Genomic DNA, 13,417 nt, shown 5'->3' with positions numbered 1-13,417 from the left:
GGTTAACGCGAAGCCAGCAGCGCCTTGCCGCGAGCAACGGCGGCACGCACCTGCGCCGGCGCCGTACCACCAATGTGGTTACGCGCATTCACCGAGCCTTCCAGGGTCAGCACGGCAAACACGTCCTGCTCGATCTGGTCGCTGAACTGGCGCAGTTCGTCCAGGCTCATCTCGGCCAGGTCCTTGCCGCTGTCCACGCCATACTTCACCGCATGGCCGACGATCTCGTGGCAGTCACGGAACGGCAGACCACGGCGTACCAGGTAGTCGGCCAGGTCGGTGGCGGTGGAGAAACCACGCAGGGCCGCTTCACGCATGATCGCATGCTTGGGCTTGATCGCCGGGATCATGTCGGCGAAGGCGCGCAGCGAGTCACGCAGGGTATCGGCGGCGTCGAACAGCGGTTCCTTGTCTTCCTGGTTGTCCTTGTTGTAGGCCAGCGGCTGGCCTTTCATCAGGGTCAGCAGGCCGGTCAGGGCGCCGAACACGCGGCCGCTCTTGCCGCGTACCAGTTCCGGCACGTCCGGGTTCTTTTTCTGCGGCATGATCGAGCTGCCGGTGCAGAAGCGGTCCGGCAGGTCGATGAACTGGAACTGCGCGCTGGTCCACAGCACCAGCTCTTCAGAGAAGCGCGACAGGTGCATCATCGCCACGCTGGCGGCGGCGCAGAATTCGATGGCGAAGTCACGGTCCGACACACCGTCCAGCGAGTTGCCGGCCACGGCCTCGAAGCCCAGCAGCTTGCAGGTGAGCTCGCGGTCGATCGGGTAGGTGGTGCCGGCCAGCGCGGCGCTGCCCAGGGGCATGCGGTTGGCGCGCTTGCGGCAATCGACCAGGCGCTCGTAGTCGCGGCTGAGCATTTCGAACCAGGCCAGCAGGTGGTGGCCGAAGGTGACTGGCTGCGCTGTCTGCAGGTGGGTGAAGCCGGGCATGATGGTTTCCGCTTCACGCTCGGCCTGCTCCAGCAGGCCCTGCTGCAGGCGGGTGATTTCGGCCAGGATCAGGTCGATTTCGTCGCGCAGCCACAGGCGGATGTCGGTGGCCACCTGGTCGTTGCGGCTACGGCCGGTGTGCAGCTTCTTGCCGGTGATGCCTATACGGTCGGTCAGGCGTGCTTCGATGTTCATGTGCACGTCTTCGAGGTCGACGCGCCAGTCGAACGTACCCGCCTCGATTTCGCCCTGGATGGTCTTCAGGCCATCGATGATGGTGTCGCGCTCGGCATCGCTGAGCACGCCGACCTGCGCCAGCATGGTGGCGTGGGCGATCGAACCCATGATGTCGTGGCGGTACAGGCGCTTGTCGAAATCGACCGAGGCGGTGAAACGGGCGACGAAGGCGTCGACGGGCTCACTGAAGCGGCCGCCCCAGGACTGATTGGTCTTGTCGGTGCTCATGGATTCACTCATTGCAGGCGTGAACGAAAAAGTGGCGCCGATGATAGCAGGGTTGGGCTGGCCGCCGCAGGGCGCTGGTCGAGAGAAATGCCCGGAAAATGCTGGCGAACGATTTCAAGGAATGAACGGCAGTGTTCCACGGACCGTCTACAGTTGGACAGAGGACGGGCAGTGAATCTGCCGTCGGAGTGAATCTTTGGCCATCGCACCGGTCTAGAGCGTGACCTTGTGTCGCTCGAACCCCACCTGTCTACGCTATACCTGTGCGAGACTCATTCAGGAATCCAGCGCAACTATGAATGTCCTGATCGTTGATGACGAACCCCAAGGCCGTGAGCGCCTCAGCCGGCTGCTCGGCGAACTGGAGGGCTACACCGTGCTGGAGCCTAGCGCCACCAACGGCGAGGAGGCCTTGGCGCTGATCGACAGCCTGAAGCCCGATGTGGTCCTGCTGGACATCGGCATGCCTGGCCTGGATGGCCTGCAGGTTGCCGCTCGCCTGTGCGAGCGCGAAGCGCCGCCGGCGGTGGTGTTTTGCACCGGGGATGATGAATACGGTGCCGAGGCTTTCAAGGACAGTACCCTCAGCCATGTGACCAAGCCGTTCCAGGCCCAGGCCCTGCGCGATGCTTTGCGCAAGGCCGAAAGACCCAACCGCACCCAGCTGGCGGCGCTCACCCGGCCGGCCAACGAAGGTGGCGGCCCGCGTAGCCACATCAGTGCCCGCACGCGCAAAGGCATCGAGCTGATCCCTTTGCCCCAGGTGATCTATTTCATTGCCGACCACAAATACGTGACCTTGCGCCATGAGGCCGGGGAAGTGCTGCTCGATGAGCCGCTCAAGGCCCTGGAAGACGAGTTTGGCGAACGCTTCGTGCGTATCCACCGTAACGCGTTGGTCGCCCGGGAGCGTATCGAACGCCTGCAGCGCACCCCGCTGGGGCATTTTCAGCTGTACCTGAAAGGCCTCGACGGTGACGCCCTGACCGTGAGCCGGCGCCATGTGGCCGGCGTGCGCAAGATGATGCAAACCCTCTGACTCGACGCCCTCTTGGCAAGGGCTGCGCCCTTGTTCGCGGCTAAAGCCGCTCCCACAGGTACGGTGCCGGTCTGAAGGCAGTGATGACCCTGTGGGAGCGGGTTTACCCGCGAAGGGCCCTATGCTGATCCACATCTGCTAGCGATACCGGCGATGCTGTTATCATCGGCAGCATTTCTCTGGATCGGGGCGTTTCATGTCCACTCGCGAAATCCGCATTGCCACCCGTAAAAGTGCCTTGGCCTTGTGGCAGGCCGAATACGTCAAAGCCCGCCTCGAGCAGGCCCACCCCGGTCTGCTGGTGACCCTGGTGCCCATGGTCAGCCGTGGCGACAAGCTGCTCGACGCGCCGCTGGCGAAAATCGGCGGCAAGGGCCTGTTCGTCAAGGAACTGGAAACCGCCCTGCTGGACAACGAAGCCGACATCGCCGTGCATTCGATGAAGGACGTGCCCATGGACTTCCCCGAAGGCCTGGGCCTGTACTGCATCTGCGAGCGTGAAGACCCGCGCGACGCGTTCGTCTCCAACCGCTTCGCCAGCCTCGACGCGCTGCCGGCCGGCAGCATCGTCGGCACCTCCAGCCTGCGCCGCCAGGCCCAGTTGCTGGCGCGCCGCCCGGACCTGCAAATCCGCTTTCTGCGCGGCAACGTCAACACCCGCCTGGCCAAGCTCGATGCCGGTGAGTACGACGCCATCATCCTCGCTGCCGCCGGCCTGATCCGCCTCGGTTTCGAAGAGCGCATCACTTCCACCATCAGCGTCGATGACAGCCTGCCGGCTGGCGGCCAGGGCGCGGTGGGCATCGAATGCCGCAGCGCCGACCGTGAGATCCACGCGCTGCTGGCGCCGTTGCACCATGCCGACACGGCCGACCGGGTGGTGGCCGAACGCGCCCTGAACAAACGCCTGAATGGCGGCTGCCAGGTGCCGATCGCCTGCTACGCGGTGCTCGAAGGCGACCAGCTGTGGCTGCGCGGCCTGGTCGGCCAGCCCAGCGGCGGCATGCTGCTGGTGGCCGATGCCCGCGCACCTCGCGCGGCCGCCGAAACCCTCGGCGTGCAGGTGGCCGAAGACCTGCTCGGCCAGGGCGCCGAGGCCATCCTCAAGGAAGTCTACGGCGAGGCCGGCCACCCGTGAGCCCATGGCGCCTGTTGCTGACCCGCCCTGCCGAGGACTGTGCGGCACTGGCGCAAAGCCTGGCGGCAGCGGGGGTGGGCAGCAGCTGCCTGCCGCTGCTGGCGATTGAGCCGATCGCTGTGGATAACCGGCAACGCCCGTTGCTGGAGGGCTTGCAGGACTTTCAGGCGATCATCGTGGTCAGCAAACCGGCGGCCAGGTTGTTGCTCGAGCAATTGGCCCTGGCTGGCCTGCAGCCACCCCGGCAAGGCTGGTTCACCGTAGGCGAGGCGACTGCCGCAGTGCTGCAAGCGGCGGGCCTGGCGGTGAACGTTCCGCCGCGTGGCGATGACAGCGAGGCCCTGCTCGCGCTGCCGGCCCTGCGCCAGGCAGTGGCCGGGCCGGCGCCACGGGTGCTGATCGTGCGTGGCCTCGGAGGTCGCGAACTGCTGGCAGAGCGTCTTGCACAGCAAGGTGCTAGTGTCGATTATCTGGAACTGTATCGTCGCTGCCTGCCGGCTTACCCGGCAGGCACGCTGATGCGCCGCATCGAAGCGGAACGCCTCAATGGCCTGGTGGTCAGCAGTGGGCAGGGTTTCGAGCACTTGCAGCAGCTGGCCGGCGCCGATTGGCCGCAGCTGGCGCGGCTGCCGCTGTTCGTGCCCAGCCCGCGGGTTGCCGAGCAGGCCAGGGCCGCCGGGGCCCAACAGGTTGTGGATTGCCGTGGCGCCAGTGCCGCGGCCTTGCTGGCAGCCGTGCAGCGCAGCGCTGCACCTGCCTCTTAAGGCGCTAAGCTGAACGCGATGCGCCCCCATGCAAAGGATGGATACGTGAGCGAGACTGTCTTGTCCAATAACGATCAACCGTCGGCACAGGCGCCGGCGGAGCCCGTCACCCCACCTGCCAAGCGCTCCGGCAGTGGCCTGGCAACGCTGGCCCTGCTGTTGGGCGCGGCCGGGGTTGCGGTAGGTGGCTGGGGTGTCTGGCAGGTACGTCAACTGCAGGGCAGCGAATTCGACCAGGGCCAGCACATCGAGGCGCTGAACCAGCGCGCCGAGGCCCTGCAGCAGCGTGAACAGCAGATCAGCGCGCAACTGGCCAGCCTGCCGGCGGCCAGCGAGCTGGAAGACCGCCGCCGCCTGGTGGCGCAGTTGCAAGGCGACCAGCAACGCCTGAGCCAGCGCCTGGAAACCGTGCTGGGCGAAAGCCGCAAGGAATGGCGCCTGGCGGAAGCCGAGCACTTGCTGCGCCTGGCCACCCTGCGCCTGTCGGCCTTGCAGGACATCACCAGTGCCAAGGCGCTGGTCGAGGGCGCCGACGAGATCCTGCGCGAGCAGAGCGACCCGGGTGCCTTCGCCGCCCGTGAGCAGTTGGCGCGCAGCCTGGCCACGCTCAACAGCACCCAGCAACCGGACCGCACCGGGCTGTTTCTGAAGCTGGCCGCACAGCGCGAACTGGTGCAGCAACTCAGCGCCCAGTCGCCGGAATTCGACAGCAATGCCGATGCCCTGGGGGCCCTGACCGCCGACGGTGATGGCGCCAGTCGCCTGTCGCAATGGTGGGCGGAGATTTCCAAATACTTCCAGATCGACTTCAACGCCGATGACAACGTGCGTCCGCTGCTCGCCGGGCAGCAACTGAACCAGCTGCGCCTGGCCCTGAGCCTGACCATCGAGCAGGCCCAGTGGGCGGCGCTCAATGGCGACGCCAAGGTCTACACCCAGGCGCTGGATGACGCCCGCAGCGTGCTGCTGGCCAACTTCAATGCCGACAACCCGCAAAGCAAGGCCATGCTCGACAGCCTCAACGCACTGGCCGAGCAACCGGTGTCGGTGGTTACTCCCGACCTCAGCCAAAGCCTGGCGGCAGTGCAGGCTTACATCCAGCGCCGTCACCTGCCGGCCGAGGCCGAAGGGGGCAAACCATGAAGCGCGTCTACTTGCTGGCGGTGCTGGCGATTGTGCTCGCCGCGGCGCTGGGCATCGCGGTCGCCAAACACAGCGGCTACGTGCTGATTTCCTATGGCAGCTTCCGCTACCAGTCGGGGTTGTGGGCAGCGCTGGCCGGCCTGCTGGCCGTGGTCGCGCTGCTGTGGCTGCTGCGCTATCTGGTTGGCCTGGTGCTGACCTCCAGCGGCGTGGTCAACCCGTGGTCGCGGCGTAACCGCAGCCGGCGTATTCGCCTGGCCATCGAGCAAGGCCAGCTGGACCTCGCCGAGGGTCGCTGGGCCAGTGCCCAGCGCCACCTGCATCGGGCTGCCGAGGCTGAACGCCAGCCGCTGCTGTTCTACCTCGGTGCCGCGCGTGCGGCTAACGAGCAAGGCCGTACCGAAGACAGCGACAACCTGCTGGAGCGTGCCCTGGAGCGCCAGCCGCAAGCGGAACTGGCCATCGCCCTGACCCATGCGCAGTTGCAGATGGACCGTGGCGAAAGCGATGGGGCGCTGGAAACCCTGCTGGCCATGCAGGAGCGCCACCCGCACAACAGCCAGGTGCTGCGCCTGCTGCAGCGCCTGTATCTGGAGCGCGGCGACTGGTCGGCACTGATTCGCCTGCTGCCCGACCTGCGCAAGCACAAGGTGCTGCCAGCTGCCGAACTGGCGGCCCTCGAGCAACGTGCCTGGGGCCAGAACCTGAGCCTGGCCAGCACCCGTGGCGAGGACGCGCAAAGCGCCCGCCAGGCGCTGGAGCGCGCCTGGCAGCAACTGACCGCGGCTCAACGCCAGGAGCCACAACTGGTGCTGGCTTACGCTGAGCAACTGCGCCAGGTGGGGGCCCAGAGCGAAGCCGAACAGGTGCTGCGCACTGCCCTCAAGCGTGACTACGAAAGCCACCTGGCCCGCCTGTACGGCCTGGTGCGCGGCGATGACCCGGCGCGCCAGCTGCAGACTGCCGAAGGGTGGCTCAAGGATCACCCACAAGACGCCAGCCTGTTGCTGACTTTGGGCCGCCTGAGCCTGCAGAACCGGCTGTGGGGCAAGGCACGCGACTACCTGGAAAGCAGCCTGCGCATGGAGCGCAACCCAGAGGCCTGCGCCGAGCTGGCGCGCCTGCTCGCCGGGCTTGGCGAGACCGAGCGCAGCAACCAGTTGTTCCAGGAAGGCCTCGGCCTGCTGGATGAGCGCCTGCTGGCCCTGCCATTGCCGGAAGGCGTCCGCGCCTGACCCTACCCCAGGGCCCGCGCCAAGGTGCGGGCTTCGGGGGCGGGTAACTTTTCTATCGATGTAAGTTTGATCTGCAGTCCATTTCTTCAGACGTTTCCTACTGCACCGCTGGAAATTTCCTTCGCTATTCAGCGACTTGTCGCTGCTGTCGCGCCTTGAAACAAAGCGCGTCTTTCCTCTACCGTTTCAAGCCACTTCATTGCCCCCGGACCTTCACCGCCCATGCTGCCGGCCCGTTTGCGCACCTTTTACCTACCTGCCTGCCTCGCTGCACTGGCGGTACTGGCCGCGTCCTTCCACCTGGAAAACGTGCTGGGGCTGGTGCCGTGCCCGTTGTGCTTCAGCCAGCGCCTGCTGCTGGGGCTGTACGCCCTGCTGTGCCTGGCGGCGGTGCTACACGCACCGGGTACGGCGGGCATTCGCTGTTACGCACGGGCGACGCTGGGCTGTGCGCTGGCCGGGGCGACGCTTGCCGCACGCCATGTGTGGCTGCAGGGGGCCGATGGCGCCTTGCCGGTGTGCCCGGTGCCTATCGGCCGGCTGATCGAGCAATCCTGGGGCGAGGCGGCTCGGCAGCTGCTGTTCGGCGGCCCGGATTGCAACGCGCTGGCCTGGAGTTTTCTCGACCTGACCCTGCCTGAGTGGAGCCTGCTGGCGTTCCTGCTGCTGGCGGTGCTGCCCTTGAGCTGCCTGTTGGCGTATCGTTTCCGCACCGTGGCAAGAACATGACCTGGCGCAAGTTTCGGCCATTGGCACGACCAATGGCCAAGTAACAGGGTATTAAACACTTGTATGAACTTTGTCTGCTGCATACCTTGAAGGCCAGCCCGTGCGGGAATAATCTCCCAGCACGCATACCGAAAACACAACTGCTCGATGCCGCCTGCTGATGTCACCTTTGTGCTGCATGGTCGTGGTGCGAGGTGCAGCGGCATCTACCCAGAAGGGAAGAGATCGCCATGCTCGATAGTTGTCAGAACGCTCAGGAACGCTGGGGTGGGGTTCACAAGCTGATCGATCGCTGGCTGAAGGAGCGCCAGGACCTGGTGCAGGCTTTCCGCGCGTTGCGCGATGCCAAGCCGGCCTTCGCCGACAAGGACACGCATGGGGACTTTTGCGCACTCCTTGTCGATTACGTTTCGGCGTGGCATTTCGAAGTCTGCGAGCAGTTGGTCAGCGAGGCCAAGGCTTTCGATGACGAAAAGGCGCTGAAGCTGGCCGAAGAGATCAACCCACGACTCAGCGACATCACGCAGATCGCACTGGCCTTCAATGACCATTGCGCAAAGGGCGAGTGCAAGGACACCGAACGCTTTGCCGAAAAACTGGGCAAGCTGGGCGGCCTGTTGCACGAGCGCTTCGAACTGGAAGACTGCCTGATCGAGGTACTGCACAACGCGCACAAGGAAGTAGACGCCGTCCAGGCTTGAGGGTTGGCGTCAGTCGCCAACCGCCAGCAGCTCGATCTCGAACACCAAGGGTGTGTAGGGTGCGATCAGGTCACCTGCGCCCTCGGCACCATAGGCTTGTGCCGACGGGATCACCAGGCGCCATTTGGCGCCGGCGTGCATCCGCGGCAGGGCCACCTGCCAGCCTTCGATCACCGAGTCCAGGTTGAACCACTGGGGCGTCTGGTTCTGGTCGAACACCGAGCCATCCGGCAGCCTGCCGACATAGCGCACTTGCACCTTGCCGCCGGCTTTGGCTTGCGCGCCCGTACCAGCCTGCAGTTCGCTGTAGAGCACGCCCTCTGGTAATTCGTGCATGCCATGACGGGCACGCTCGTTGGCCAGGAAACGTGTTTCGGCAGCTTGCAGCTTCTGCATGGCTGCATCGCCTTCCTGCGCTTCCTGCTCCTGAAGCAAGGCCTGCATGCGTGCCTTGTCGAGTTTCAGCGGTTGCCCCTGGTAGGACTGGCGCAGGCCTTCTACCAGCGCATCCAGCTGCAGGCCCGGCATATCCTGGCGCAGCCGTTCACCCAGGCTGGCGCCGAGGCTGTAAGCCAGGTCGTGTTCGTCGCTGTCGGCCAGGGCAAGAGGCGCCAGCAGGCATAAACCTAAAACAAGAAATCGAGGCATGGTCAGTTCCTGCGCCAATGAGCGTGGAAGTATGCCAGTGTTCACTACTTGTATCGGCCTTTTCATAGACCTTGTGGGAGCGGCCTTGTGTCGCGATAGGGCTGCAGAGCAGCCCCGCGATATTTACGGCGACGCTAGAATCCGGGGGCCGCGATGCGGCCCTTTCGCGACACAAGGCCGCTCCCACAAGGCGATAGTGGCCTGTAGATAAATGCCAAATATCAGCAATGATTTATTCAGCAACTACACTTGCTCGGAGCTGCACGATAACAACTTTGCCCAGGCATGCAACGCGGCGTAAACAATACTGTCAACATGCCCTAGCGGCGGTAGCAGCAGAAGCATAGTATGAGCCGCAATCTCGTCAGCCAGGAGGTAAACCATGTCGGCCAAGAAGAAGCCAGTAAGTACGCCGTTACACCTGCTCCAGCAACTTTCGGGCAGCCTGCTCGAACATTTGGAAGAGGCCTGCTCGCAAGCGCTGGCTGATGCGGAAAAACTGCTGGCCAAGTTGGAAAAGCAGCGAGTCAAGGCCCAGGAAAAACTGCACAACGGTCGCCTGAAACTGCAAGACGCGGCCAAGGCCGGTAAAGCCAAAGCGCAGGGCAAGGCGCAAAAAGCCATTGGCGAACTTGAAGAACTGCTCGATTCGCTCAAGGAGCGTCAAACCCAGACGCGTACTTATATCCAGCAACTCAAGCGCGATGCCCAGGACAGCCTGAAGCTGGCCCAGGGTGTCGGCAAGGTGCGCGAAGCTGCAGCCAAGGCGCTTGACCAGCGTGCAGCCAAGGCGCTTGACCAGCGTGCGGCCAAGACCAGCAAACCGGCAGCCGCGAAACCCGCTACCCGAGCGGTTGCGGCAAAACCTGCAGCCAAGCCAGCTGCTAAAACCACCGCTACTGCCAAACCTGCAGCCAAGCCAGCCGCCAAAGCCACTGCTGCTGCCAAACCTGCAGCCAAACCAGCTGCCAAGGCCACTGCTGCCGCGAAACCTGCAGCCAAGCCAGCCGCCAAAGCCACTGCCGCTGCCAAGCCTGCAGCGAAGCCAGCTGCCAAAACCACCGCTGCAGCCAAACCGGCAGCCAAGGCTACTGCTGCGGCCAAGCCTGCGGCCAAGCCTGCGGCCAAAACCACAGCTGCTGCCAAACCTGCAGCCAAACCAGCTGCCAAGGCCACTGCTGCTGCAAAACCTGCAGCCAAACCAGCCGCCAAAGCCACTGCCGCAGCCAAGCCAGCGACGAAACCAGCTGCCGCCAAAGCCCCAGCGCGTTCGGCCGCCAAGCCAGCAGCCGCCAAGCCTGTTGCCAGCAAGCCAGCCGAAGCCAAACCGGCTACGCCCGCCGCCAGCACTCCGGCCGCCACAACCAACTCGGCGACCCCGGCCGCTTCGGTAGCGCCATCGGCACCGGCCAGCACCTCGGCTCAGACACCGTCTTCGGCGTCCTGAAGCGCCGCCGCCGCGACGCGCAACCTGATCAGCGCGTCGTGGTGGCGGGCCTGGTCCGGCGCCAGCCGGCTCAGCCAGTCGCTCGTGGGCTCATGGGAGCCTGCGGGCCACTGCCACGCGCGTTCCTGCAAGCGCGTCAGCAATGCCTTCTCGGCCTGTAGTTCCAAACCCTTCAATTGCTCACGTAACGGCGCCAGCTGCGCATCACCTTGCGCGGCTGCCCGCCACTGTTGGCGCAAGTTGCGTAACGGGCTGACCACTTCACGCTGCCAGGGCTCGGCAACCTCGCGCAATGCCTGCAGGTACTCGTCACGCACGGCCACGCCACGCGCCTGCAGCCAGGTTGCGCACAGCAGCAGGCAGACATCGCCACCCAGCGCCTGAAGGTCGAGGCAGGCGGCTTCCACGCCGGGCCTGGCGTACAGGGCCAGGGCGTGATTCCACAGGTCGGTGTGCATGGTTCAACTCGCGCTATGGGCCAAGGAAGCTGGTAGACTCCGCGACCATCATGATCAGACTATCCAACCTCACTTTACAGCGTGGTCCGCAGCGCTTGCTAGAAGGCGCCGAGATGACCCTGCACGCCGGTCACAAGGCCGGCCTGATCGGCGCCAACGGTGCCGGAAAATCCAGCCTGTTCGCCTTGCTGCGCGGTGAGCTGTCGCCCGATGGCGGCGATTGCCAGTTGCCCGGCGACTGGCGCATCGCCCACATGCGCCAGGAGGTCGATACCCTCGACCGCCTGGCCGTGGACTATGTGCTCGACGGCGACGCGCGTCTGCGCAAGGTTCAGGCTGAGTTGGCTGCCGCCGAGCAGGCCCACGACGGCACTGCCCTGGCGCGCCTGCACAGTGAGCTGGAAAGCGCCGATGGCTATACCGCCGACGCCCGCGCCCGCAAGTTGCTGGCTGGGCTGGGCTTCACCAACGAGCAGATGGACCGCCGCGTCGGCGACTTCTCCGGTGGCTGGCGCATGCGTCTGAACCTGGCCCAGGCGCTGATGTGCCCGTCCGACCTGCTGTTGCTCGACGAGCCCACCAACCACCTGGACCTGGATGCGATCCTGTGGCTGGAGGACTGGCTCAAGGGCTACCCCGGCACGTTGTTGCTGATCTCCCACGACCGCGACTTCCTCGACGCCGTGGTCGACCATGTGCTGCACGTCGAGCAGCGCAAGCTGAACCTGTACAAGGGCGGCTACAGCGCCTTCGAGCGCACCCGTGCCGAGCGCCTGGCGCAACAGCAACAGGCCTACGAGAAGCAGCAGGCGCAGCGCGCGCACATGGAAAAGTACATTGCCCGCTTCAAGGCCCAGGCCACCAAGGCGCGCCAGGCACAGAGCCGGATCAAGGCCCTGGAGCGCATGGAGGAGCTGTCGGCGGCGCATGTCGATTCGCCGTTCGACTTCGTCTTCCGCGAATCGCAGAAAATCTCCAGCCCGTTGCTGAGCCTGTCCGAAGGCCGCCTGGGTTACGCCGACAAGGTCATCCTCGACAAGGTCAAGCTGCAGCTCACCCCGGGTGCGCGCATTGGTTTGCTGGGCCCCAACGGTGCAGGCAAATCGACCCTGATCAAGAACCTTGCGGGCGAACTCGAACCGCTGTCAGGCCGCCTGGTCCGGGGTGAGAACCTGGCCGTGGGTTACTTCGCGCAGCACCAGCTGGACTCGCTGGACGACAAGGCCAGCCCGCTGCTGCACCTGCAGCGCATCGCCCCCACCGAGCGCGAGCAGACGCTGCGCGACTTCCTCGGCGGCTTCGACTTCCACGGCGACCGCGTCGACGAGCCGGTGGTGAACTTCTCCGGCGGCGAAAAGGCCCGTCTGGCGTTGGCGCTGATTGCCTGGGAACGGCCAAACCTGTTGCTGCTCGACGAACCGACCAACCACCTAGACCTGGAAATGCGCCTGGCGCTGACCATGGCGTTGCAGGAGTTCGCCGGTGCCGTGGTGGTGGTGTCGCACGACCGTCACCTGCTCAAGAGCACCACCGATGATTTCCTGCTGGTCGCCGACGGCAAGGTCGACACTTTCGATGGCGACCTCGACGACTACAGCCGCTGGTTGGTCGAGTACCGTCAGCGCAGCGCGCCGGCCAGTACTGCCTCGGCCAACCCGGACAAGACCGACAAGAAGGCCCAGCGCCAGGCTGCGGCAGCCTTGCGCCAGCAACTGGCGCCGCACAAGAAGGCGGCCGACAAGCTGGAAACCGAACTCAACCAGGTGCACGCGCAACTGGCCGAGATCGAGACCGCGCTGGGTGATGGCGGCCTCTACGATGCTTCGCGCAAGGACGAGCTGCGTGACCTGCTGGCGCGTCAGAGCAAGCTCAAGCAGCGTGAAGGCGAGCTGGAAGAAACCTGGATGGAAGCGCTGGAAACCCTGGAAAACATGCAGGCCGAACTCGAGGCGTTGTCTTGATCGAATGCTGCAGAAATTACTGGTGATTTTTTCGCCAACGCCTTAGCTTAACGTTTTGCAACATATGTTCGAGCGAGGTGTGTGATGTCGATGGAAGTGTGGTTGGGCTTCTTTGCCGCCTGTTGGGTGATCAGCCTTTCACCCGGCGCGGGGGCGATTGCTTCGATGTCCAGCGGCCTGCAGTACGGCTTCTGGCGTGGTTACTGGAACGCCCTGGGCCTGCAACTGGGCCTGATCGTGCAGATCGCCATCATCGCCGCCGGCGTCGGTGCCATTCTGGCGGCCTCGGCCACAGCCTTCCAGATCATCAAATGGTTCGGCGTCGCCTACCTCGTCTACCTGGCCTACAAGCAGTGGCGTGCCCTGCCCATGGACATGAGCGACGAGTCCGCGGTACGCCCTATCGGCAAGCCGCTGAGCCTGGTGTTCCGTGGCTTCCTGGTCAATGTCAGCAACCCCAAGGCGCTGGTGTTCATGCTGGCGGTACTGCCGCAGTTCATCAACCCGCATCAGCCGCTGCTGCCGCAGTATGTGGCGATCACCGTCACCATGGTCAGCGTGGACATGTTGGTGATGGCCGGGTACACCGGCTTGGCCGCGCGGGTGTTGCGCATGTTGCGTACGCCCAAGCAGCAGAAGCGTCTGAACCGGACCTTTGCCGGTTTGTTCCTGGGTGCTGCCACCTTCCTCGCGACCCTGCGCCGCGCGCCGATCTGATAGATAAAGCTGGCGCGATCCCTGTGGGAGCGGCCGTGGC

Annotated in this window: 13 protein-coding genes; 10 read left to right on the top strand and 3 right to left on the bottom strand. The window is 64.8% G+C overall.

Annotated elements, in window-relative coordinates; genetic code table 11:
- Positions 1–2 precede the first annotated feature (2 nt).
- Entirely contained in the window at positions 3–1,397 is a 1,395-nt protein-coding gene (argH, locus tag C6A77_RS08760; protein ID WP_114169096.1) for an argininosuccinate lyase, read from the bottom strand.
- Between the two features lie 295 nt (positions 1,398–1,692).
- On the opposite strand from argH, the gene C6A77_RS08755 reads away from it, so the two are divergent.
- From C6A77_RS08755 to rsd, 7 genes are all read left to right on the top strand, one after another.
- Positions 1,693–2,436, top strand: coding sequence for a LytTR family DNA-binding domain-containing protein (locus C6A77_RS08755; protein ID WP_114169095.1), 744 nt, complete (start codon positions 1,693–1,695; stop codon positions 2,434–2,436).
- Between the two features lie 196 nt (positions 2,437–2,632).
- Positions 2,633–3,574, top strand: a complete 942-nt coding sequence (gene hemC / locus C6A77_RS08750) for a hydroxymethylbilane synthase (RefSeq protein ID WP_114169094.1) — start codon at positions 2,633–2,635, stop codon at positions 3,572–3,574.
- Positions 3,571–4,338, top strand: coding sequence for a uroporphyrinogen-III synthase (locus tag C6A77_RS25950; RefSeq protein WP_241507401.1), 768 nt, complete (start codon positions 3,571–3,573; stop codon positions 4,336–4,338). The genes hemC and C6A77_RS25950 overlap by 4 nt, the downstream gene beginning before the upstream one ends.
- Positions 4,339–4,383: 45 nt before the next feature.
- The gene (locus tag C6A77_RS25945) at positions 4,384–5,481 is read left to right on the top strand and encodes a uroporphyrinogen-III C-methyltransferase (protein ID WP_241507400.1); all 1,098 of its coding nucleotides are present in this window, start codon (positions 4,384–4,386) and stop codon (positions 5,479–5,481) included.
- Positions 5,478–6,716, top strand: a complete 1,239-nt coding sequence (locus C6A77_RS08740) for a heme biosynthesis protein HemY (protein WP_114169093.1) — start codon at positions 5,478–5,480, stop codon at positions 6,714–6,716. Before C6A77_RS25945 ends, C6A77_RS08740 begins: the two co-directional genes overlap by 4 nt.
- A 222-nt stretch (positions 6,717–6,938) precedes the next feature.
- Positions 6,939–7,445, top strand: coding sequence for a disulfide bond formation protein B (locus C6A77_RS08735; RefSeq protein WP_114169092.1), 507 nt, complete (start codon positions 6,939–6,941; stop codon positions 7,443–7,445).
- A gap of 230 nt (positions 7,446–7,675) precedes the next feature.
- Positions 7,676–8,146 carry a sigma D regulator gene (rsd, locus tag C6A77_RS08730; protein WP_114169091.1) on the top strand — a complete coding sequence of 157 codons (471 nt, stop codon included), beginning with the start codon at positions 7,676–7,678 and terminating at the stop codon, positions 8,144–8,146.
- A 9-nt stretch (positions 8,147–8,155) separates the two neighbouring features.
- On the opposite strand, the gene C6A77_RS08725 is transcribed toward rsd, so the two are convergent.
- Entirely contained in the window at positions 8,156–8,794 is a 639-nt protein-coding gene (locus tag C6A77_RS08725) for an FKBP-type peptidyl-prolyl cis-trans isomerase (RefSeq protein WP_114169090.1), read from the bottom strand.
- A 382-nt stretch (positions 8,795–9,176) separates the two neighbouring features.
- Here C6A77_RS08725 and C6A77_RS08720 point away from each other — a divergent pair, with 382 nt between their 5' ends.
- Positions 9,177–10,241, top strand: coding sequence for an AlgP family protein (locus C6A77_RS08720; RefSeq protein WP_114169089.1), 1,065 nt, complete (start codon positions 9,177–9,179; stop codon positions 10,239–10,241).
- On the opposite strand, the gene C6A77_RS08715 is transcribed toward C6A77_RS08720, so the two are convergent.
- Positions 10,217–10,699, bottom strand: coding sequence for a TIGR02444 family protein (locus C6A77_RS08715; protein ID WP_114169088.1), 483 nt, complete (start codon positions 10,697–10,699; stop codon positions 10,217–10,219). The genes C6A77_RS08720 and C6A77_RS08715 overlap by 25 nt on opposite strands.
- A 50-nt stretch (positions 10,700–10,749) precedes the next feature.
- Here C6A77_RS08715 and C6A77_RS08710 point away from each other — a divergent pair, with 50 nt between their 5' ends.
- Positions 10,750–12,660, top strand: a complete 1,911-nt coding sequence (locus tag C6A77_RS08710) for an ATP-binding cassette domain-containing protein (RefSeq protein WP_114169087.1) — start codon at positions 10,750–10,752, stop codon at positions 12,658–12,660.
- 84 nt (positions 12,661–12,744) lie between these two features.
- Positions 12,745–13,377, top strand: coding sequence for a LysE family transporter (locus tag C6A77_RS08705; protein WP_114169086.1), 633 nt, complete (start codon positions 12,745–12,747; stop codon positions 13,375–13,377).
- Positions 13,378–13,417: the final 40 nt, after the last annotated feature.

Origin of the sequence: Pseudomonas sp. AFG_SD02_1510_Pfu_092, from assembly GCF_003331055.1 — a bacterium.
In the GTDB taxonomy this organism is placed as follows: domain Bacteria; phylum Pseudomonadota; class Gammaproteobacteria; order Pseudomonadales; family Pseudomonadaceae; genus Aquipseudomonas.
This window is presented reverse-complemented; position numbering and strand designations above follow the sequence as displayed.

Bases quoted from the DNA above. Each gene is read 5' to 3' on its own strand.
- argH (WP_114169096.1), bottom strand. From the start codon at position 1,397: ATGAGCACCGACAAGACCAATCAGTCCTGGGGCGGCCGCTTCAGTGAG.
- C6A77_RS08755 (WP_114169095.1), top strand. From the start codon at position 1,693: ATGAATGTCCTGATCGTTGATGACGAACCCCAAGGCCGTGAGCGCCTC.
- hemC (WP_114169094.1), top strand. From the start codon at position 2,633: ATGTCCACTCGCGAAATCCGCATTGCCACCCGTAAAAGTGCCTTGGCC.
- C6A77_RS08740 (WP_114169093.1), top strand. From the start codon at position 5,478: ATGAAGCGCGTCTACTTGCTGGCGGTGCTGGCGATTGTGCTCGCCGCG.
- C6A77_RS08735 (WP_114169092.1), top strand. From the start codon at position 6,939: ATGCTGCCGGCCCGTTTGCGCACCTTTTACCTACCTGCCTGCCTCGCT.
- rsd (WP_114169091.1), top strand. From the start codon at position 7,676: ATGCTCGATAGTTGTCAGAACGCTCAGGAACGCTGGGGTGGGGTTCAC.
- C6A77_RS08725 (WP_114169090.1), bottom strand. From the start codon at position 8,794: ATGCCTCGATTTCTTGTTTTAGGTTTATGCCTGCTGGCGCCTCTTGCC.
- C6A77_RS08720 (WP_114169089.1), top strand. From the start codon at position 9,177: ATGTCGGCCAAGAAGAAGCCAGTAAGTACGCCGTTACACCTGCTCCAG.
- C6A77_RS08715 (WP_114169088.1), bottom strand. From the start codon at position 10,699: ATGCACACCGACCTGTGGAATCACGCCCTGGCCCTGTACGCCAGGCCC.
- C6A77_RS08710 (WP_114169087.1), top strand. From the start codon at position 10,750: ATGATCAGACTATCCAACCTCACTTTACAGCGTGGTCCGCAGCGCTTG.
- C6A77_RS08705 (WP_114169086.1), top strand. From the start codon at position 12,745: ATGTCGATGGAAGTGTGGTTGGGCTTCTTTGCCGCCTGTTGGGTGATC.